17 protein-coding genes and 2 pseudogenes are annotated in these 20,262 nt (G+C 59.9%); 5 read left to right on the top strand and 14 right to left on the bottom strand.

The window, feature by feature from the left end:
• Positions 1-167 precede the first annotated feature (167 nt).
• Positions 168-320 (top strand): annotated as a pseudogene (locus IEV64_RS13925) (nucleoside deaminase); the annotation flags it as partial.
• A 411-nt stretch (positions 321-731) separates the two neighbouring features.
• On the opposite strand, the pseudogene IEV64_RS13920 reads toward IEV64_RS13925, so the two are convergent.
• Positions 732-1,345, bottom strand: a pseudogene (locus IEV64_RS13920) (bifunctional 4-hydroxy-2-oxoglutarate aldolase/2-dehydro-3-deoxy-phosphogluconate aldolase).
• A gap of 961 nt (positions 1,346-2,306) precedes the next feature.
• Positions 2,307-2,660 (bottom strand): winged helix-turn-helix transcriptional regulator, encoded by a 354-nt coding sequence (locus tag IEV64_RS13915; RefSeq protein ID WP_188424148.1) that lies wholly within the window; start codon positions 2,658-2,660, stop codon positions 2,307-2,309.
• 121 nt (positions 2,661-2,781) lie between these two features.
• Here IEV64_RS13915 and IEV64_RS13910 point away from each other — a divergent pair, with 121 nt between their 5' ends.
• On the top strand, positions 2,782-3,423 hold the full coding sequence (locus tag IEV64_RS13910) for an SDR family NAD(P)-dependent oxidoreductase (protein WP_229722637.1): 642 nt from the start codon (positions 2,782-2,784) through the stop codon (positions 3,421-3,423).
• Positions 3,420-3,911 carry a DoxX family protein gene (locus IEV64_RS13905; RefSeq protein ID WP_188424146.1) on the top strand — a complete coding sequence of 164 codons (492 nt, stop codon included), beginning with the start codon at positions 3,420-3,422 and terminating at the stop codon, positions 3,909-3,911. Before IEV64_RS13910 ends, IEV64_RS13905 begins: the two co-directional genes overlap by 4 nt.
• Before the next feature lie 60 nt (positions 3,912-3,971).
• Here IEV64_RS13905 and IEV64_RS13900 read toward each other — a convergent pair whose 3' ends face one another.
• The 3 genes from IEV64_RS13900 to IEV64_RS13890 all read right to left on the bottom strand — a co-directional run bounded on the left by IEV64_RS13900 (position 3,972) and on the right by IEV64_RS13890 (position 6,651).
• Complete coding sequence (locus tag IEV64_RS13900) at positions 3,972-4,739, bottom strand: IclR family transcriptional regulator (RefSeq protein WP_188424145.1); 768 nt, start codon at positions 4,737-4,739, stop codon at positions 3,972-3,974.
• Positions 4,740-5,133: 394 nt separating this feature from the next.
• On the bottom strand, positions 5,134-5,511 hold the full coding sequence (locus IEV64_RS13895; RefSeq protein ID WP_007274067.1) for a Rieske (2Fe-2S) protein: 378 nt from the start codon (positions 5,509-5,511) through the stop codon (positions 5,134-5,136).
• 6 nt (positions 5,512-5,517) lie between these two features.
• The gene (locus IEV64_RS13890; protein WP_049920445.1) at positions 5,518-6,651 is read right to left on the bottom strand and encodes an amidohydrolase family protein; all 1,134 of its coding nucleotides are present in this window, start codon (positions 6,649-6,651) and stop codon (positions 5,518-5,520) included.
• Positions 6,652-6,939: 288 nt separating this feature from the next.
• Here IEV64_RS13890 and IEV64_RS13885 point away from each other — a divergent pair, with 288 nt between their 5' ends.
• Positions 6,940-8,400, top strand: a complete 1,461-nt coding sequence (locus tag IEV64_RS13885) for a YjiH family protein (protein WP_188424144.1) — start codon at positions 6,940-6,942, stop codon at positions 8,398-8,400.
• A gap of 68 nt (positions 8,401-8,468) precedes the next feature.
• Here the strand turns inward: IEV64_RS13885 and IEV64_RS13880 are convergent, their stop codons facing one another.
• The 5 genes from IEV64_RS13880 to IEV64_RS13860 all read right to left on the bottom strand — a co-directional run bounded on the left by IEV64_RS13880 (position 8,469) and on the right by IEV64_RS13860 (position 14,552).
• The gene (locus IEV64_RS13880; protein WP_007274070.1) at positions 8,469-8,861 is read right to left on the bottom strand and encodes a universal stress protein; all 393 of its coding nucleotides are present in this window, start codon (positions 8,859-8,861) and stop codon (positions 8,469-8,471) included.
• Between the two features lie 258 nt (positions 8,862-9,119).
• On the bottom strand, positions 9,120-9,989 hold the full coding sequence (locus IEV64_RS13875; RefSeq protein WP_188424143.1) for a fumarylacetoacetate hydrolase family protein: 870 nt from the start codon (positions 9,987-9,989) through the stop codon (positions 9,120-9,122).
• Between the two features lie 124 nt (positions 9,990-10,113).
• Positions 10,114-13,188, bottom strand: coding sequence for an FAD-binding and (Fe-S)-binding domain-containing protein (locus IEV64_RS13870; RefSeq protein ID WP_188424142.1), 3,075 nt, complete (start codon positions 13,186-13,188; stop codon positions 10,114-10,116).
• On the bottom strand, positions 13,181-13,360 hold the full coding sequence (locus IEV64_RS13865; protein WP_188424141.1) for a hypothetical protein: 180 nt from the start codon (positions 13,358-13,360) through the stop codon (positions 13,181-13,183). The genes IEV64_RS13870 and IEV64_RS13865 overlap by 8 nt, the downstream gene beginning before the upstream one ends.
• A gap of 118 nt (positions 13,361-13,478) precedes the next feature.
• Entirely contained in the window at positions 13,479-14,552 is a 1,074-nt protein-coding gene (locus IEV64_RS13860) for a cupin domain-containing protein (protein ID WP_188424140.1), read from the bottom strand.
• A 115-nt stretch (positions 14,553-14,667) separates the two neighbouring features.
• On the opposite strand from IEV64_RS13860, the gene IEV64_RS13855 reads away from it, so the two are divergent.
• The gene (locus tag IEV64_RS13855; RefSeq protein ID WP_188424139.1) at positions 14,668-16,083 is read left to right on the top strand and encodes an SLC13 family permease; all 1,416 of its coding nucleotides are present in this window, start codon (positions 14,668-14,670) and stop codon (positions 16,081-16,083) included.
• Positions 16,084-16,833: 750 nt separating this feature from the next.
• Here the strand turns inward: IEV64_RS13855 and IEV64_RS13850 are convergent.
• The 4 genes from IEV64_RS13850 to IEV64_RS19850 all read right to left on the bottom strand — a co-directional run bounded on the left by IEV64_RS13850 (position 16,834) and on the right by IEV64_RS19850 (position 19,744).
• Positions 16,834-18,510 carry a transposase gene (locus IEV64_RS13850; RefSeq protein ID WP_188424138.1) on the bottom strand — a complete coding sequence of 559 codons (1,677 nt, stop codon included), beginning with the start codon at positions 18,508-18,510 and terminating at the stop codon, positions 16,834-16,836.
• Positions 18,511-18,607: 97 nt separating this feature from the next.
• Positions 18,608-18,877 (bottom strand): DUF8036 family membrane protein, encoded by a 270-nt coding sequence (locus IEV64_RS13845; RefSeq protein ID WP_007344095.1) that lies wholly within the window; start codon positions 18,875-18,877, stop codon positions 18,608-18,610.
• Between the two features lie 145 nt (positions 18,878-19,022).
• On the bottom strand, positions 19,023-19,313 hold the full coding sequence (locus IEV64_RS13840) for an ArsR/SmtB family transcription factor (protein WP_188424137.1): 291 nt from the start codon (positions 19,311-19,313) through the stop codon (positions 19,023-19,025).
• A 68-nt stretch (positions 19,314-19,381) separates the two neighbouring features.
• Positions 19,382-19,744, bottom strand: a complete 363-nt coding sequence (locus IEV64_RS19850) for an alpha/beta hydrolase family protein (RefSeq protein ID WP_229722633.1) — start codon at positions 19,742-19,744, stop codon at positions 19,382-19,384.
• Positions 19,745-20,262: the final 518 nt, after the last annotated feature.

Here is a 20,262-nt window from a genome sequence, read left to right as displayed (position 1 = left end):
CTGCTCATAGTCGAGGAATCCAACGACTGTCGATTCTCCAGAGAAATCAGATACCCCGAGCAATCGAAGAAATCTACTAAACCCACGCTTCTTAGATAATCCAAATTATCCACATTGTCCGAATGTCGTCCGATTTAACCCGGACTCGTGAGAAGTCGTAGACGACTATGACGACGCATTTCGATGACTTCGACCACGAGACACACATGCGCGAGTCGAACCGGATCGTGACGGAGTCCGATATCCGACGCCATCCCGAGTTGCACCTCGCCTACCGAGCGTGCCGGGAGTACGACGCCGACGAGCGGGCGGAGATGGTGAGCGCCAGGAGACAGCTGACGACGCGTTCGCGAACGCCTGTCAACGACATGATTGGGCCGCCCAAGCGAGTCAGTTCGTAGCCCGGACGGGGTCGACTAACACTCTACGCTGACGCAGACGGCTCACGTCGCCCACATCTTGGTCCAGATACAAATAATCTCGGAGACCGGTACGTACGAGGGCTGTCGTGGCCATCGGATGTGGTTGGCGTCAGGGCTCCGTCAGTGCCGCGGATTCGGGGTAGTCGTGCTTGGGGAGTACACGGCGTCGATACCGACGAGAGCGATTCCCAATGGCACCAAATGTATTATTTAAATAATTCAGATAGTTTGGAACTCTTGAGTTATTCAGATATAGTGCGTATCGACCGCGGACACGGGCGGTCGACTGCACCTCGACGCCGGCCGAAGTCACTCGGTCCGTGCGGCCTCGGCGGCCGTTCTGAACGCGCGGGCGTTCGCTTCGGCAGTGTCGAACTCGCCGCGAGCGATGGCGTCGGCGTCGACGATGGCACTCCCGACGCCGACGGCCGTCGCGCCCGCCTCGAAGAACTCATCGACGTTGTCCAGTCCGACCCCGCCGGTCGGAACGGACGGAATGTGGCCGAGGGGACCGCCGAGCGCCGAGACGAACCCCGGTCCGAGCGTACCCCCCGGGAAGACCTTCACCATGTCTGCACCAGCATGGAAGGCGTTCACGGCCTCTGTCGGCGTGGTGATACCCACGAGCGAAGGCGCGCCGTAGCGGTTTGCGGTCTCGACGACGCCCTCGTCGAACGAGGGCGTGACGATGAACTCCGCGCCGAGGACGGTCCCCGCGCCGACGGAGACCTCGTCGGCCGCGAACGACGCCGACACGTCTCGAATCATGTCGAGAACGCCGTCGGTGTTCGCCGTTATCTCGACCGTCGAGACGCCGCCGCGGCGGAGTGCGTCGACCGTCTCAACCGCCGTCTCGGGGTCTGTGCCCGAATAATTGCGACGATGCCCGAGTCCGAGATTCGCTGGGCGGTGGATGCGACCATATTCGAAGCAGGCCGACCCGCGACTTGACTTTCGGGGTAGCGACACCCGACACAAGCAGGTGTGCGGCGCCGTTCGTCTCGACTGGACGCGCAATCGAATCCAAACCACTCGGGAGAGGACTTGGGCCCCGCGACCGTCCCGGCATGCATCCGACCGCCTTACAGAAGCGGGGGGAGCGGCATCAACTCTCGCCATGCCGCGGAGAGTCTCCGGAACCCCTGGCGGAACCACCGCCAGACCGCCACCCTCAATTCGAGATGATTCATGGAGCCGACCAGCTGTCATCTATTCAACTAACGAATATCCAACAGCTTGTGTTACTAGTATCATGGACTACTACCGTCCATAATATTGCTACTTTATTACACTAATCCTTAATGACAGCTCCATCGGCATCGCAGGAAACGGCAGTCCGGAACGGAAGCGTATACATCACGGCACCGGTAGCAAGAAGGCAGAAAACAGGTCTCAGCACGAATCCGTGCAGACAGTTTTAGCAGTTGAACGGCGAGAGTACCGGTCCGGGGGTACGTGACGTCAAGAAGTCGGTAGCGTCGCTACCCGACCGGAATTACACGGTCGACAAAGTTAATACCAGTCTAGTACTTCGCCACCATTCCTTGTGTACTTTCTACAATTTTAATTGTGGACGGGATCATAGTACTCGTTCGGAGTGTCAGAAATAGTTGCTTCTTCAGATAGACGGAATCACGATTACAGTTGGTTCTATGTCGATTGAATTCAATCCGAAAATCAGTCGACGATCACATCGAACAGTCCGGTGGACTATCTCGTGAGATAGTTGGTTCGACTTATGGCCGGTACTATCTGAATATCCAGCCTCGTTGACAGCGACCACAGCTATATACTCGCTCGCGAGGCTTCGAGATTCCACCGAGCTCCCGGAACGTACTGAGTACGGTTCCCCCCATGCGCGCCATACTGTTCGACGGGAGGCTCTCAGAGCCAGTCGTCACCCCACGCATCGAGCGACTCGAACACGGGACAGAGCGCGTCTCCCTTCTCGCTCAGGGTGTAGTAGCTCGCGACCGGTGCCTCGAACTCTTTGCGGTTCTCGATGAACCCCGCTTCCTCCAGATCACCAAGAACACGCGAGAGCGTGTAGGAACTCGCGCCTGTCGAGCGCTTGAGTTCGTTGAATCGCTTTTCACCCTCACGTAAGTCGTTGAGAACGATGAGCTTCCATTTCGACCCTATCATCTCGATCGAACCGACGACGTTGCAGACGTCCGCGTTCCGTCGTTCGACCTCCGTCGGTTCGTCGGTTTCTTCTGAGGGTGGTTTGGTCACCATTACTTGGTTATCGTATTATCGCCACGAACATAGATGGGTTTGGAGACAAACCAGGTACTGTAATGAAACTACAAAACTCGACGGTGCTTGTAACCGGGCCAACCGGTACATGGGGCCCTGCGTGACGGACCGTCTCGCTGACCTCGGTGTCGATGTCGTCGGGACGTACTTCGATGAAACAGCGAGAGAGGACGTCGAGACGCGCACAAAGCACGCCGACGCTGTGTCGTACTACCAGGTCGATCTGACTGACCAAACAGCAGTCGAAGCCTTCGCTGAGACGGTGCTCGGCGAGCATGGAACGGTCGACCACGTCGTCGGCCTCGCCGGCGGTTTCTCGATGGGAGGCATCGAAGACACCGATATCGACGCGCTCCAGGCCGCACTAAACCGCCATGCCACGACGGCATTCCTGACCGTCAAGGCCTTCGCCGACCAGCTCACCGCCCAGAGCGGCGTTGTTCTGTTTAGCTCCGACCGTGCTATCGACCCCGTCGGCGGAACGCTCGCGTACGACGTCGGCAAGAGTGCAGTCCGCACGCTGACCGAGTCGCTCGATACCGAACTCGAAGCACGAGTCAATGCAGTCGCACCCTTCCTCATCGACGTACCGGACAACCGCGAAGCGATGCCCGATGCAGACGTTTCAGAGTGGACGGCCCCGGAAGCAATTGTCGGTGGAGTCATCCACCTCCTTTCGAACGATGGAATCACGGGCCAGACTGCCCGGACGACGGGCGGCCAACCGGAGCTAGCGGAATGACGTCGCAATCAACGGCAAACTCCCCAACGGAGACCACAACCCATTGGAGTCTGCTAGTCGTTCGGCTCGCCTTGGGAGTACCCATATTAATCTCTGGCGTCGGAAAGGTCCTCGCAATCGGCCCGAAACCGATGGGAATCTCGGGTTTCGCAGGTTTCTTAGCTAGCCTCGGGGTCCCGCTTCCGACCGTTGCGGCATGGGGAGTCGGCCTCCTCGAGCTCGTTGGTGGAGCCCTCCTGTTGGCTGGACTGACCGTTCGAGTCACGAGCGCGTTAATCGCAATCGATATGCTCGTTGCGACAGTGCTGTATCATCTCCCAAACGGATATCCAGCGGCGAGCGGCGGTGTCGAACTGACGCTTACGCTGTGTTTAGTCGCGCTCGCGCTCGCGATTACCGGCCCCGGAGCGTTCACCGTGAGACGTGCGTTGTCTGATACGGAACGTCGGCCATCCGGTGCGTCTCAGTCGAGGGGGACGGACAGATAAGTCGCACCGTTTGGGGGATTCTGTCGCAGGGCGGCGTCTGTGGCCCAACAAGACAGTCGCCTACTCGTAGGCTAACCGGAGTTCGATTTCGTTCGACCCGGTACTGACGAGTTCGATGAGCCGCTGACGGTACTCGCTGTTCTCGACGCGTGCGTGCGGCGCCGCGATGGCGACTGCACCTCGTACGTGGTCTTCGGCGACGATGGGTGCGGCGACTGCGGAAACGCCCTGTGCGGTTTCGTTGTGGTTGAGCGCGTAGCCACGTTCTCGGATTTCGGCGAGTTCGTTCTGGAGTTCGTCCATCGACGTAATCGACTCGGGCGTCTTCTGCGGGAGACCGTGCGTCTCGACAACGTCCGCAACGTGTTCGTCCGACGAGAAGGCGAGCATCACCTTTCCGGACGCCAGGCAGTTCATGAACTCGTGTTTCCCCAGCCGTTCGTGGGTCTCAATCGAGTTCTCTCCCAACTCCTGTGCGAGGTATACCGCTTTCCCGCTCTGTTCGACCGTCAGCCATACGGCCGCACCGCTTTCTTCGGCCAACTGTTTGAGGGTCTCTCTCGACTTCGAATATATCGAAAACGTGTCCCGCGCGGCGATACCGTGGTCCAGGAATCGAAGTGAGAGACTGTACTGCCCATCTTCGTTCACGAAGTAACCGAGATGCGTGAGAGTCGTCAGATAGTCGTGCAACGTACTCTCTGCCATCTCGACGTTCGACGCAATCTCGGTGAACGTCGCAGATTCCAACTGCTGGACGGTCTGGACCAAATCGAACACTCGAACTGCCGTTTTGATGGGCCGGTTCGGCGAGTCGGTGTGTGCCATAGTGTATAAAATGGCTAATCATAACATAAGACTTGTTCTGTGATGCCACACCTTCCGTCGCGGAGACAACAGTCTCACGCCGGACTATCGTACGGTTTCCGGTCCGTGACCGACTCCGGTTTCGTGACTCCGTCGAGAAAATTACACTCTTAGTTCTGTAAATCACACCGCCGGATGACGCGTCGACCTCGACTCTATCGAAGTCGCTGTCCGACCTGTCAAGACCGGCTTCGGCGGGACGACGGCCTCTGCGGATAGAGTCGGAGCCGACGCTCCGGCGAAATCGAGTTCGAGGATATCGAACCGAGGCTAATCGGTTTAGCAAACGCGGAGTTGCGTCCCTTCGGACCGACGAAAACGAGGCACGCTCGGTTACCGAACCGTGCGGAGTTGCTCAGATTCGGACGTAGACGTCGCCGTCGACGGCCTCCGCGTCAAACGTACCGATACACTTCCCTGAAACCTCATGCTCACCGGACTCGATATCCAGTTCCCAGAGATGCCACGGACAACTCACGCTGAGCTCCTCTTCGTTGACCCCGCCCCGGGACTCCGTCCACGTATGCTCCGCGTTAATCTTCTCCTCACCGGCCTTGTACAGCGGCGCGTTTTGGTGTGGACAGCGGTTAGACAGGGCGTGAAACTCGCCCTTGACGTTGAAGATCGCGATCTCGATTCCGTTAGCGTTCACCGCAATCCCGCGGCCACGGGGGATGTCCTCGACCGATGCGACCTTGACGTAGTCGTCTTTGACCTGTGAATCTGTGCTCATGGCTGGTTAGATACCGAGGATGTCTTCGGCGTTCTTGTGTAAGACCGCGTCGCGAAGCTCCTCGTCGAACGCGCGGGACGTGTAGAACCACGTCGGCGGGTCGAGCGTCTGGTGCGGCCAGTCGCTCGAGTAGATGAACGTGTCCGCCGCCATACTCAGCTCCAGTAGATTCCTCGCTTGTCCGGACCCTCGCGGAAGCGCGAGCGGTTGGGTCGTCACGTAGATGTTGTCGCGGAGGTATTCGCTCGGGCGCCGGTCAAGGTACTCCTCGCCGTCTTCGTGCTTCCGGGGAGTGATTCTGACGTCGTCGGGGTGCATCTCGTAGAACTCGTCCATCCGGTAGCGCAGGAACGGGAGCCACCAGTGGCCGCCCTCCTGAAACACGACATCGAGGTCGGGATACCGGTCGAACACGCCTCGCATAATCATGTTGACGATGTTCACCATCGTGTGGACGGGCCAGTCGAAGCCGAGGACTTCGGTCCACGTCAGCATCTCGTCGCCGACGTAGGAGTGCTGTGGCCAGTACGCGAGCGACCCGTGCAGGAGTAGTGGAAGGTCGTGTTCGACGAGTGCTTCGAACACCGGCTCGAACTGTTCACTACCCCACGGCGTCTTTGGATCGAACCACGAGTACGCGGCGACGATGTTGTCTTCCGACGCGACGCGCTCGATTTCTTCAACCGCGTATTCGGTGTCCCACTTCGGGACGAGCATCGAGGTGTAGACACCCTCGTCCGCGAAGTTGTCGAGCATGTAATCGTTGCCCGCCTGCACGAGCCCGTTCTTCAGGACCGGATGGTGCTGAAGTGGGAGGTTGTTGATGCCCGCATTGACGATTGGGTCGTCGATGGCGAACTTCTCGCAGGCCTCGTGGACGTCTTCGGCGTACTCCGCGCGTCCCTGCGTGAACAGACCCTCGTTGCCTTCTTTGATGCCGTAGGCGGCGTCCCACTTGCCCATAATCGGTGTCGGACCGAACTCAGTCGTCAGCTTGTCTCTGACGACGTCGTCTTCCACGTACGATAACAGCTCGTCCTCCAGCGGGTTAACGTGGAAGTCGAGATCGATGACTCGGTCATCGAACGCTTGGTCGGGCACCTCTGCTTGAGCATCTATTCGGCTAATTGGCGAACCCATGATGAACAAATGTGATACTCTCGCATAAATAAGTTGTGTGTATTCGCAAATATTTGTTGGCTCCCAAGTCGGACCGCGCGGGCGAGTGACTCGCGATGCCGGTGACCGCCGAAGCAATAGAGAACTGTACGGTGGACCGCGAACGAGTCGAATCGACGAATGGGACCCGCTATTGTGGACGAACCGTAACTGGGCAGGCGCATCACGCCTGAACGTGGACTGCTATTGAAATAGGTTATAATTATTTTCTCAGGTAGGTTTATCACGGACGGAGAACTCTCACGAGTTATGCTCGGTAGCCAAGCATGGGAGAGCGAGGACCACGTATCCGACGCATCGGTGAGGGCCGAGGAGAAGTCGATTTCCGATGTAGACTTCAGTCGAAACGGCTGGAGACCGATACTCCGGTTCGTTGTCGCGTTTCTGACTGGAGGGTTCGTCTTCCTGTTTCCCGTACAGTGGAACGGACAGACGACGATTCCGCTCGACGTCATCTTGACGCTCATCCAGAACGCATCGATAGCCGCCGTCGAACTGTTCGCACTCGGCATCATCATCGTGGGGGGTGTGCTGACGACTGTCGCCGAAGTCCACTATCGTGGCACGCCGACGTTTAGCCAGCGAACGGTCGACCGGCTGGAGTTGGAGTACTGGCGTACAGCGTCCGTGTTCGTACTGTTCAGGCTCGCGGCAGTCTTCTTCGCGTTCGCGATTCTGTTCGACGTCGGACCGGCGTGGATGCTTGCGGACCCCATTGTCAACATCGCCTGGGGCGCACTCGTCATCACGGTCGCGCTCGTGATACCGATCGGCGCCGTCTTCGTCAATCTGCTCGCGGAGCTCGGAGGACTCCAGTTCATCGGTACGCTGGCACAGCCAGTCATGCGGCCGGCGTTCAAACTCCCCGGGCAGTCAGCGCTCGATAGCGCGGCATCGTGGCTCGGGTCGTTCAGTATCGGCTACTACCTCACTCGGAACGTCTTCGACCGGGGCGGATACAACAAGCGCGAGGTGTTCGTCATCTGCACCTGCTTCGCGACGGCGAACTTAGGGACCGTCGGCGCGGTTGCGGCCATTCTCGGCCTGCTTCACATCTTTCCGGTCATCGTGCTCCTCTACACCGTTGCGACCCTCGTCGTCGCGGCCATCCTCGTCCGGATTCCACCGCTCTCGATGGTACCGAACGAGTACATCGCAGAGCCCGACCCAGAGCCTCGGTTTACTGGAACCGTCGGGGAGTATCTACGGTTCGCGTTCAACGAGGGCGTCTCGACGGCGGCGAACGGCGACTCGATACCCCGCGCGTCGTTTACTGGCTTCATCGATGGGCTGAAGCTTGCCGGTACGGTCGTCGGGTCCGTGTTGACGATGTCGATGGTCGTGCTCCTGCTTGAGGCTTACACGCCGGCGTTCCAATATATTGCCGAACCGTTCGTTCCGCTACTGTCTCTGTTCGGGATTCCGGACCCGAAACTGGCCACTATCGGTATCATCCTCGGCGGAGCGGAGTTCTTCATCGGAAGCACGTTCGTCGTCGAGGCGGACTTAGTCACGCAGGTGTTCGTCCTCATCGTCACGAGTGCGCAGGCCATCTTCTTTTCTGCACCGGCACCGATGATGGTCGATATGTTCGACGACGTGCCGATGCGCTTTCGCGACCTCTTTCTCCTCTTGGTCATGCGTACCGCGCTCCTCGTTCCGATTGCCGCGGCGCTGACGCATGCGGCGGACACGCTCGGCCTGATATAGCCCGACCGGCGCTTGATAGTCGGCGCGCTCGAATCGCGGTGAAAAATCGTGCAGAGGTTTCTCCCGTCTCAATCGGTCGTCTCAATGAGGACCGGTCGCTCCGACTTCAGGAGCACGTCCTGTGACACGCTCCCGAAGAGTGCTTTCCCAGCGGGTGACCGCTTCCGACCGGCGAGACTGATGATGTCGGCGTCGATACGCTCTGACATCTCGAGGATGCTTTGAACCGCATCCCCGCTCGACTGTTCGACTTCGACCGCAAACCCTGCCGCCTCGAGGTCATCGAGGGCCGCCGTGACCGACTTGAGATTCCTCGCGTCGGCTCCGTCGTCGTCCGTACGGAAGACGTGCAACACGGAGAGGTGAGTGTCCTCGCTCTGGAGCGGGAGACCGGTTATGGTTTTCGCTTGTTTTTTCGCCCGTTCGACATCCGTGTCGACTGCAAGTAGAATCGTTGTCATGGTTTCGCTGTCGAGTGACGTCGAGCGATTGGCTCGCAATCGCTTTCCGCCACTCGCACGACCATACGAATGGTATCTTATGACATAGTTCTTTGTGCCGGCTCTCGAAGCCCGAGAGCGTCTTGAGACTCACGTCACCCCGAGAGTGGTGAGTACGCCTGTCGGTATTGGCCCGTATTCGTGCTCTCGGATACGCTTCGCTACGTCTCGCGACGCTCGTCGGACGCAAAAAAGAACGTGGCGCTCCGTACTGCGACGTTACCGGCCGCCTTTCTGGACGTTCACGTCGGCGAAAGATAGGTCCCGTTGCGTGACGTCGACGGTCATCGACCCGATACGCTCAATCTCGGCCTCGACGATATCGCCGTCGTTGAGTTCGCTCACGCCTTCTGGCGTTCCCGTCGTGACGATGTCGCCGGCTTCGAGCGTCGCGCCGATACTCGCGTACTGAACGATGTCCGCACAGGTGTAGACCATGTCGTTGGTGTTCGCGTCCTGGCGCGTCTCCCCGTTGAGATCGAGTTGCATGTCCAGGTCCTGCGGGTCGTCAATCTCGTCCGCGGTGACGACGTTTGGGCCGACAACGGTGAACGTGTCGTAGGACTTCCGGTTCGACCGGTCCTGGTCGCCGCGAACCGAGATGTCGAGCAGGATGGTGTACCCGAAGATGTTGTCCCAGGCCTCGTCGGAATCGACGTCCTTGGTGTCCTCGCCCATCACGAACGCGAGTTCGATTTCGTGGTCGACGCGACGGTCGTCGAACGGCAGTTCGATGCCGTGGTCCGGCCCGACGACGCTCGACGGCGCTTTGAGGAAGTACCCCTTGTCCTCGATTGAGAACCACTCGTCGGTGGTGATGTCCTTGTCCGCGATGGCTTCCTCGATGTGGTTCTCGTAGTTCAGGGGTGCCGCGATGACCTTGCCGGGGCGCTTTACCGGCGACTTGATCTCGACTTCGCGTCCATCGTAGTCCGGTTCGGCGTCGACGTATTCGCTGGCATCGTAGTCGCCGTTGATGTACTCGACGAGCGGGTCATCGGTTCCGAGTCCGAGGCGGTCGGTGAGGTCGACGATGCCGTCGTTAGTCAACAGTCCCAGGTGCCCCTGGTCGAATCTGACGAATCGCATACTACCGTCTTTACCCAGTGTAGTTATAAAACATGCTGTTCGAGAAAATCTGCGCAGAGCAGGTCGCGACGACGTCAACAACGGGCGGCGGGCCGTCCGAATCCGCCACCCGGCCCGCGCGCCGTTACTCGGCGAGGCAGTAATCGAGCAGTTCAATCGGGGTCGGCGGTTCCTCGCGGTCGAGCGTCGTCCCGGACAGCGAGCTTTCGGCGGCGACCGCATCGATACGGTCGTCGCTGAGTTGCGTCCGGCAGGACGTTCCGGGGGCCGTGACGGCAGTCGCCTCACTCGCCTCGATCTGCTCGAACAAGATTTCACCGATCGACTTGCTGAGTGAGTAATGCTCGGCCTCGTAGCCGAAGCTCCCGGCCATTCCGCAACAGCCCGAATCCAACGGGTCGACCTCGTAGCCGGCGCGCCGGAGGACACCGACGGCGTGGTGGTCTTTCTTCACCGCCTTCTGGTGGCAGTGACCGTGGTAGGCGACCGATTCAGTCGTCGGCCCCCAGTCGACGTTCTCGCCGAGCCGGAAGGCGTCGAGGTATTCGCAAACTCCGTAGGCGTTCGCCGCGAGGGATTCGACGGCGGGGCCGTCGCATAAGTCGAGCGCGTCAGACTGGAACATCACCGCGTCGGACGGCTCGGCGAGGACGACGTCCCAGCCGTCTCTGACGTACGGTGCGAGTTCCGCGACGTTGCTTTCGACCGCGTCGCGCGACTTCTCGACGAATCCCTTCGAGAGCGCCGGGCGACCGCTATCGGTTCGCTCGGCTACCCTGACGTGGACGCCGGCGGCCTCGAGAACGCGAACCGTTGCCTTTCCGACTTCCGTGTGGCTGTAGTTCGTGTAGCTGTCCACGAAGAAGACCACCTTCCGCTCGGCGTCGCCTTCGGCGACGTGCGCACCACCGCGGCTCTCGAACCAATCGTGGACCGTCTCACGCTGGAACTCCGGGAGCGCCTGCTCGCGCGCGATTCCGAGGGTCTTCTCCGCGAGCGTTCGCGCTCCCGGAACGGACTGTGCGAGATTCGAAAGCGGGGCGAGCGCGCTCCCGAGGGGAGCCAGCGCGTCGAAGTTCGCAAAGAGCTTGTCGCGGAGGCTCGACCCGTGTTCTTGGTGACGCGCGTGGATGACCTCGGTCTTCAGTTTCGCCATGTCGACTTCGCTCGGACAGTCGCGGGCACATCCCTTACAGCCGATACAGAGGTCGAGCACCTCCTCGGCGAACTCGTCGTCCGTCGGGTCGTCGGGCAGGTCCCCACTCATCGCCTGCCGAAGGAGATTCGCGCGCCCCCGCGTCGTCGTAATCTCTTCGTCGGCGGCGCGGTACGTCGGACACATCACGCCCCCGGACGTGTCTTGGCCACCACGACACCCACCACAGCCGTGGCAGAGTTCGACCATCCCCTGCATGCCGTTTTCGTTCTCCCAGTTGAGCGATGGCTCGAATCCGGCGTCGTAGGTGTACTCGCCGTCGTATCGGAGATGCTCGGTCATATCGTGGTCGCCACAGACGTTGCCGGGGTTGAGCAACCAGTCGGGGTCGAACGCGGTCTTCAGGTCACGGAAGGCATTCCACAGATGGTCGCCGTACAGTTTGCGGTTCCATTGCGTCCGCGCGCGACCGTCCCCGTGTTCGCCGGAGACGCTCCCGCCGAGTTCGACCACGAAGTCGGTCACAGCGTCGGCAATCTCGACCATGTCCCGCCGGTCCGCCGCGGCTTTCGTGTTCACGAGCGGGCGGACGTGCAAGACGCCCGGACCGGCGTGAGCGTAAAATGCCGCGTCGACGTCGCGGTCCTTGGCTTCGAGCAACGTTTGGAAACGTTCGACGAACTCGGGGAGGTGCTCCGGTGGAATCGCACAATCCTCGATGAAACTGATGTGTTTCTCGTCGGATGTCCGAGAGAGCAGGATGGGGAGGCCGGCTTTCCGAAGCTTCCAGAACTGTTCTCTGTCGGCCTCGCTGTGCGCTTCCACCCCGGCGAACGAGAACGGCTGTTCGGTGTCGGGGCGGTCCTCCAGCTGTTCTGCGTGCCCCGCTCCCTCGGAGACGCGGTCGGCGAGGAGCCCCGCGGTCAGCGCCCGTCCGTGAGCCTCGTCCTCGGCGTAAAACTCCACGAGCAGTCCCGCCTGTGCGTCGTCCGGGACGAGCGCGGCAATCTCCTCGAAATCGGCGGTTCCCCGCGCCAACCCGATGAGGACGTCGTCGATGAGTTCGACGGCCGCGGGGTCGTGTTCGAGGACGTACTGCACGTCGGTCACGGCGTCGAGCACGCTCTCGTAGAACAGCAGTGAGACCGCCTTCGTCTCGGGGACCGGCTCTAAGGCGACCGTGGCTTCGGTGACGACCGCTAACGTCCCTTCGCTCCCCGCCATGAGGCGCGCGAGGTTGACCGTCCCCGCCTCGGCTTCTTCCACGAGAGCGTCGAGGTTGTACCCGGACACGTTGCGTTTCAACTCGGGGAACCGCGCTCTGACCTCGTCGGCTTCGTCGTCGACGACGCGAACGACTTCGGCGTACACGCGTTGGAGAAGCGTGCCGTCGCTGTCGGCGCGCTCTCGGAGTTCATCGAGGTCCGTGTCGCCGAGCGTTGCGACCGTTCCGTCGGCCAAGACGACCTCACACTCCTCGACGTACGCGTCGGTCTTCCCGTACTCGAGCGAGTGCGCGCCGGTCGAGTTGTTGCCGATGGCACCGCCGATGACGCTCCTGTCGCCGGCCGCGGGGTCAGGTGCGAACTTCAGTTCGTGCGAGGACAGCGCCTCGTTGAGTTCCGCGAGGACGACGCCGGATTGCACCTGCGCGCGCCGGGCATCCGCATCGACCGACACGATGGTGTCCATGTGCCGGGTGAAGTCGAGGACGACGGCCTCGTTGACCGCCTGTCCGGCCAGACTCGTTCCAGCACCACGGGGGAGGACCGGGATTCCCCGTCCGGAGCAGTAAGAGACGACGGCGGCGGTGTCCTCGGTCGACGTCGGGAATACGACGCCGATGGGCGTCTCTTCGTACGCACTCGCGTCGGTCGCATACAACTGCCGCGTGTACGTGTCGAACCGAACGTCGCCATCGACTCGCTCTCGGAGGTCGGAGACGAGCGCCGGCCGCTTGACGTCGTTCGACGCGTGGTCGTAGTCCGGCCGTTCGTCGGTGTGATCGGCAGACGTGCCGCGTTGGTCTAGACGGTTACTCATGGGCAATGGACTCGTCAAATATCTCTGAGGAGTCGAACAGTTCGCGGCAGTCCTCGCACACCATCCGGTCTTGAATGGCGTACTCCCACAGTTTTCCGCCACAGTTCAGGCAGTCGAAGTGCGCTCGGACAAATGGGTTTGCCTGCGCGTAGAGGTTCTCGAACTCCGCCATACACGTTCTCGTGGCGCGGAGTACATAAGCCTACCACCTGCAGTAAAACAACGTATGAAATATCGCTCAGCAGTACAGCTGTCGTCCGTAGTGCTTGAACGCTCGCCGAAAGCCCCTATTACTGTGGTGCCGCCTCGGCGTAGAGGTTGAACGCCTCGAACACGGGACGGTCGGTCATCCCGAGGAGGATGGCGTCCCCGTCAGGCTCGTGGTGGTGAATCTCGTCCGGGGCGACGACGAACACATCCCACTGACTCCACTCCAGCGCCTCGTCGCCGACGTGCGTCGCGCCTTCACCCTCGATGACGAAGTACACCTCGGTCGCGTTGTGGAAGTGCGGGTCGGTCTCCGCTTGGAGCAACTGCGCGCGGAACGACATCGTCGGGAACAGCGGCGGCTCTCCCGACGCCGGGTTGACGTACGAGAGACTGTAGCCGTCGTGCGGGTCTGGGGTGTCGTTGTCGGCGCGCTGGCGGAGCGCTTCCAGGGTGTCGTCCCACCCGAACCGGTAGGGCGGCGTCGCCTCGAATTTACCCTCGAACGGACCGGGGATGCCGTCTCGCTTCGTCTCGTCGTAGTCACGAGCACGCCCGTACTGTGACTCCCAGTACCCCGGCGTCTTCGTGACCGGCTGGCGGTCCAGTTCGTGATACTCGAAGGTGTTTTTGGCGTTGAGCGAATCGAGGACGAGCGGGAGGTCAAGTACGTCGAGCCATGCCGCCGTCTCGTCGCCGTCGTTGACGTGGTCGTGCCACTCCCACTGCGGCGTCGTGATGAGGTCGTTGTCCTTCATCGGGAACTCCTCGCCCGCGACCACCGTCTTCATGTCCTCGTGCCCGTCGATAGTGAATCGAAGCGCGTTCGCCCCGTGTCGGTGCGCAGGTGCCGTCTCACCCGGCGAAACCGTTTGAATCCCGACGTAGATGGTGTTCGAGATGGCGTTCGCCGTGTTGATTGGAACGGCGACGCGCCGCTGGAACCCCGGCGGGAGGTCGGCAATCGGAACATCGTCCTCGATGGCGTCGATAGCGGTCTGGACGTCTTCCCACTTCCAGACGTCCGACTCGGGGTCGTCGAGGACGTGACCCATGTCGTCTTCGACTTCCCACAGCGGACGGAGGTCGTGTTCCTCGAGGATACTTCGCGTCCCAGCACTCATCTCTAAGAGGTCTTTTGGCTCTTGCCGTGCCATACCACGTCGTTGGGACAGTTTCGCAATAAGTCTATGGGGAGCCGACCGGGTCGGCCGGCGACCGCGAAACACTCCCGATAGAATCATTGATGTCGGCTCTGTCTACCGACACACAATGTCGGATAACTCGCGTTGGTCGGCCGTCGGCGTCTCCGGCGTCGACCCCACGTGGCTGTCACCGCTCTTCGGGGCGCTCGCCGCCGTGGCAGTCTTTCAGTTCGCCCCGCTCGCGAGAGACGCGAGTACGATGCTCGCAATCACCGTCTTTTGTATCATGCTGTGGGTCCGGTCCCCGGTCGAGCCGTGGTTCACCGCGCTCGTCGGCATCGGACTCATCGGCGTCGCGTTCTCACCGGCGCTCGCGCTTTCGGGGTTTCGCTCACCGGCGACGTGGCTGGTCGCCGTCGGCATCCTCGTCGGTGAGGCCTCCCGTCAGAGCGGGCTCGCCGGGTTGGTCGAAGAACTCGCACGCACTCGGATGTCGGACGCCGCGTCGTCCGACGCCACCACAGCGTTTCGATATCTTCTGGTCACCTCCTGTCTCGCCAGCCTCGCGCTGGCCGTTCTGATTCCCTCTTCGCTCGTTCGGGTGCTCATCCTCGGCCCGATACTGCTTTCGCTCGGAGACCTCTTCACGGAGCGTCGGGCGAAGATAGGACTCTTTCTCGGGCCGCTATTCGCGACGTTTTACGGTTCTTCGGGGGTCCTGACCGGGTCTCTCGCGAACATCATCGTGACCGGCCTCGTCGAATCGGCCGCCGGGCTGTCCATCTCGTGGACGGAGTGGCTTCGCTGGCTCGCCCCGGTGATGGGTCTCGGTCGCGTTCTGGTGGTCATCGGTGTCACCTATCTGCTCTACCGTCCGCGCGACGCCGACGCGCTCGACGCTCCGAAGCGCTCCGAGAGCGTGGGCGTGAACGTGACGGCCGAACAGGCGCGGATGCTCGTCTTCCTCCTCGTCGGCGTGGCTATCTGGGTGACGGACTTCGCACACGGACTGCACCCGCTTTTCGGTGCGCTCGTAGTCGCGCTGTTGGCGTTTGCTCCGAAAATCGGCGTCGTCGACCCCGATGCCGTCGGAGAGGCGGATTTCTCGATCCTGTTCTTTTTCGGAGCAATCTTCGCAATCGCGGCCGGTCTCCAACAGACCGGGTTCACCAATCTGGCCGCCGAAACGCTCCTCTCACAGCTTCCTACCGACGTGTCTCTCCCGCTCATGCTCGTGTTTGTCGTCGTCATCTCACAACTGCTCACGCTGGTGATGGAAGGGCTCGCCGTTGCCAGCGTTCTCACGCCGATTCTCGTTTCGTTTTCGAGTACTGTCGGCGTCCCGTTGGTGCCTATCGCGATGATGGAGGCCGTGGCGCTCAACACCTACTTCTTCCCGTACCAGTCGGCGGTTCTCGTGGCGATTCTCGGGATGGGCGCCGTCGACAGCGTCGAACTGACGCGGATGTCGAGCGCAATCGCCGTGGCAACGCTCTTACTCCTCGTTCCGATACAAATCGGCGTGTTCTTGATGTTCTTCTGAACTGCGCTGGTTCTCTTCGGCGCGAATGACGGTTTGTACGTCCCCCGGAGATGAGCGGTCTCGATTACCGGAGTTCAGAAATACCGAAACCGAGTAGGTGAACCCGAATTTCCGTCCACCGCCTGAGGACACGGTGCAGGTCCGAAGCGCGCGATGGTGATACGCGAGTTTCCTCGCCGTGTAGCCCGTATCGCAGGCTGACTGGAAGAGATAGACACTAGCCGCACCACACGCCCACGCACAGTTGGACTGGCCCATCTCCGGTCGACCGATTTCGGATTTATCGAAGCTATCGACGGGGAGGCAGTGTCGCTATCCGAGTGAGGTGCCGCTCTTCGGCAGAGGTTCCTACTGAGAGTGACGAATGATAATACGTACTGTTCCTCGAGTAGTCCGGCTATTTCGAATCTGCTCAGAGTCAACCACTCAGCGACTACTGTTCGAGAGGTACCACGATTGAGCCGCACAATAATTACAACTGTAGTATCGTAATGGTACGGCTGATGACCCGCGAATCGACCGCGGTTCTTCAGGCTCCGAACCTCCGTGGAAGACGACACGTGGAAGTTGAGACTACAGTGGGTTTAGCGGGCCTGTGATGCGCGAATTTGACCGATTCGGTCAGCGGAAACTGCTCCAGATCACTCTCCAAGCGGCCATTCTTGTCAAACCTTCAACCGTATGGGCAGATTTTTCAGACGTCCAATAGTGTAGCCACTCAGACGGCGCGCTAACCCAGACAGAGTGTCTCTACCCGATTCCAGTTTCCTTCTTCAGCAGCGTCAGCGTGTTGTCCGCTGTAATCACCGGTGAGTGCTCATACTCGCCAGTCAATTCGGCTTGGACGAGGAGATCGACAGCGCGCCAGATAGAGTACAGCAGACACGCAAACGCGAAGTAGAAGAATCGCAGCCCAAAATTCTTCGACGTTGTCGCCGCCATGAACCGTTTGATCGACCTGTACCCACTCTCAATCTCCCACCTGTAGCCGTACTCCGTGAGGTGCCCGCTCCCCCGATTCGTCATGAACACCGAATACTGCCGGTGATCGTCATGCTCGGAGTCCTCTTTCCGCCGGTAGATCAGCGTCGTCTCGTGCCACTCGTTCTTCCCGAGGTGGAGCTTCCGATCGGTCTCGTATCGGTCCTGATCACTCTGGAGCAATCGCTTGGCCTGCGCTTTCTCGCTGGTCTGCATTCGCTTTGGAACGACATACGAGAGCCCGCGCTGACTGATCATCTCCAGGACGTGCTGGCTATCGAACTCTCGATCCATCAGCACGTTATCGACGTGGACGAGCTCTTCAGCCGACTCCAGCAAGTCCTCGACGATCTCTTTTCGTGACTCGCCTTTCCGCACGGGGCGAGCATCGAGGACGATTGGAACGGCATTCCCCATCAACTGGACCGTCGCCCACTGGAACGCATACTCGTCGGACTGTTCTTTCGTACCGATGATCTCGTCTTCGTGACCTGTACGGTCTCCAGTGAACGGATCGGCTTCGGTGATATCGATGGCGACGATCCCTGCCCGAAAGAACTCTTCCGTCTCTGCGACCTCATCAATGAGTTGTCGGATTGCCTGTCGATACATCTCTCGAACCTCCGGTATCGAAAGGTCGCGGATGTGGTCGCGATGAGCGTGTCCGAGTGGTGTTCGCTCCCGCGTTGACTCGTAGATGAAGCTACGGGCGCCTTCGTTGGCGGCCAGGTTCTCACGAAGCCCGAGGTAGGTCTGTAAGTCCCAGTAGGCGTTTTCGTGGATCTCACATCTGTCACCACGATTGAGCGAGAACGCGGGGAAGACGACCCGAGTGACGTGCTCGGTAATCGTCTCGGCGTTATCCAGAATGACTTGATAATCTGGAACCGGTTCGTCCGCGCCATTGCCACGATGCGGGAGAGGTCGCTCCGGTTCGCGGGGGACAGTGACGTCCGCGTTGCGCGCTTTGATGAGAATGGTGCGAGCCGCCTTCTGGACCGTCTCGCGAAGGGCATCGGTGAAGCGCGTGTGCCAACTGCGCCAGAGTGTCGATTGGTCGGGAACGGCACCTAGCCCAAGACATTCACAGAGTTCGAGATGGCTTTCGAGGTACTCGCAGAATGCGGTCTCGTGCTCCCACCCGTGGAGTTCCTTCAGAACGAATAACCGAAATAGTGTGTCAATCTCGTAGCGAGTTGGTCCCACGTAGCGGTCGTGTACGTTGAACTGAAAATACGCTAGCGGAAGTGAGCAAACGAACTTCTCAACTGACTCGTGGTGGACGTGATCGAACCAAGCTCCTGCGACGGCGCGAATATCTGACTCTAATCCGGCAAGTGAAGCGCGGTCATACAGCGGGCTTGAAGTATAGACTGGCCACTTGATAGTCGGTTGGCGAGCAATTCGACGGAAGACAGTCCGGCGTGACTCACGCGTCACACCCACATCAGGAGATAGCTGGAGAGGCTAAAGAGTCCGTCTAATCGGTTAACGAAATCAGTCTATGAAATCCACCTCAAACTTCTGAAAAATTGATGCGAACTCAGGTCTGGCTCTGATAGAGAAGAACTAGGATGGCAAGTCCGATGAAGAAGTCCGGGAGAAACACGAAGGCGCCGATATTTGGGCGAGGGCGGAAGCCGAAGACGTTGTGTACTACTGGATTTGACGTACCCGCGTATAGGAGCAGCGCGAGGCTTAGCACAAGCAGGCTTGCTGTGTACTTGTTCGGAAGGTCGCGATAAAGCTGCACGTAGATGACTGCGAGTGCCACCAGTAACACGAGGTTCAGGGTTGTAAAGAAAACCTCCATCCGAATGAGCAGTTCAACCTGGGAGGACAGCGCCCCCGACGGAGGGCCATGGGACGGAACTGATGTGAATAGTGCGACTAAGAGTGCGATACCACTCGCGGCGGTCGCACTCGCTACTGTCGTTCCAAGTGGACTCTTGATCCAGTTACGAATCATCATCAACTCCGGCCTGTTCCGCCACGTCTTCCATAATGTCGAGGTTGTTCATCATTCTGTCTGAGAGGAAGTACATCTGCCCGTAATTGTCACCCTCCGTGGTCACGATATTGCTATCCTCGAGGACTTCGAGATGGTGCTGCACTGTTTTGTAGTTCAAATCTAGGTCATTCGACAATTGATTGGTGTTTCGTGGCTGGTCGTTGAGTGCGCGGAGGATACGAAGCCGATTTCGGCTTCCACGAGACCCACCAATGAGCCACCAGAGCAACTGCCGCATCTATCGAGTATTCATTTGGTCGGTGCAAATACATTCTGTCTCGGTCCGAACGATACTATACCCCCGAATTAGTCACTAATCCAGGAGATAATCCGATCAGCGATTTCACCGTTATTGTCGTCTTGCATCATGAGATGTGTATTTCCGGATATCCCTTCGTCCGGAAGGCTAAGCAGCGTCGATGCGGGACTTGTCTTTCCTGCGAGTTCTGCAGTTGTCTGGGTCGCTTCCTTGCGACCAGTCTGCCCACGCTCGTCGACATAATCGCCATACACGCCCATGAACGGTGCATCACCACCCATCTCCGCCACAGTTTGCGGGTCAGTCGGCGCACCGACCGGCTCAACTGCGACGATCCGTTCAACGAGGTCCGGCGCAGCTTGTGCAACTGTGAATCCGGAACTACCGCCCGCTGAGTGAACGAGCAGCACTGCCGGACCAACACGGTTGAGAAGCGCCTCTAGGGCGGCAGTCTCTTGGGGTGGTGCGAACCGACTCCCACCGCCACCTCCGGTAGTCGACCCAGTCTGGGTTCCAGCTGATGTCTCAGTGGAATCCGCAGGTGTGGAGTTCTGGTCGCCGCCACGTCCACCCGTCTGGCCCCCACTTTGTCTACCGCCACCTCCGACACCAGTGCTAACGTATGCGGGGAATGACGCAACGAGTTGGTCGACCGACTCAACCGGGTATCGAACGTCCTCGTATGGGTCACCGACTTCAGGTCCGAACCCCCACGTCGGCCATGCTCGATCGATAGACCACCGAGAGAGTGACGCGGAGTCAGAGTTCTGGAGGGCAGCAGTGTCTAAGCCACCTGAATCGACGTTTCGAGGCGGGTTGAATACATACACTGGATGGCCAGCTTCGGCAAAGTACTCCACCCAGCCGCGTCGACCATCAGGTGTCGTCCGGTAAATGTACGGTGACAATCCGAGGCCAGGCACCATTA

The sequence above is a fragment of the Haloferax sulfurifontis genome (assembly GCF_014635105.1).
Taxonomy (GTDB): domain Archaea; phylum Halobacteriota; class Halobacteria; order Halobacteriales; family Haloferacaceae; genus Haloferax; species Haloferax denitrificans.
Note: the sequence above shows the minus strand (reverse complement) of the source record. Positions and strands in the feature narration are given on the sequence as shown.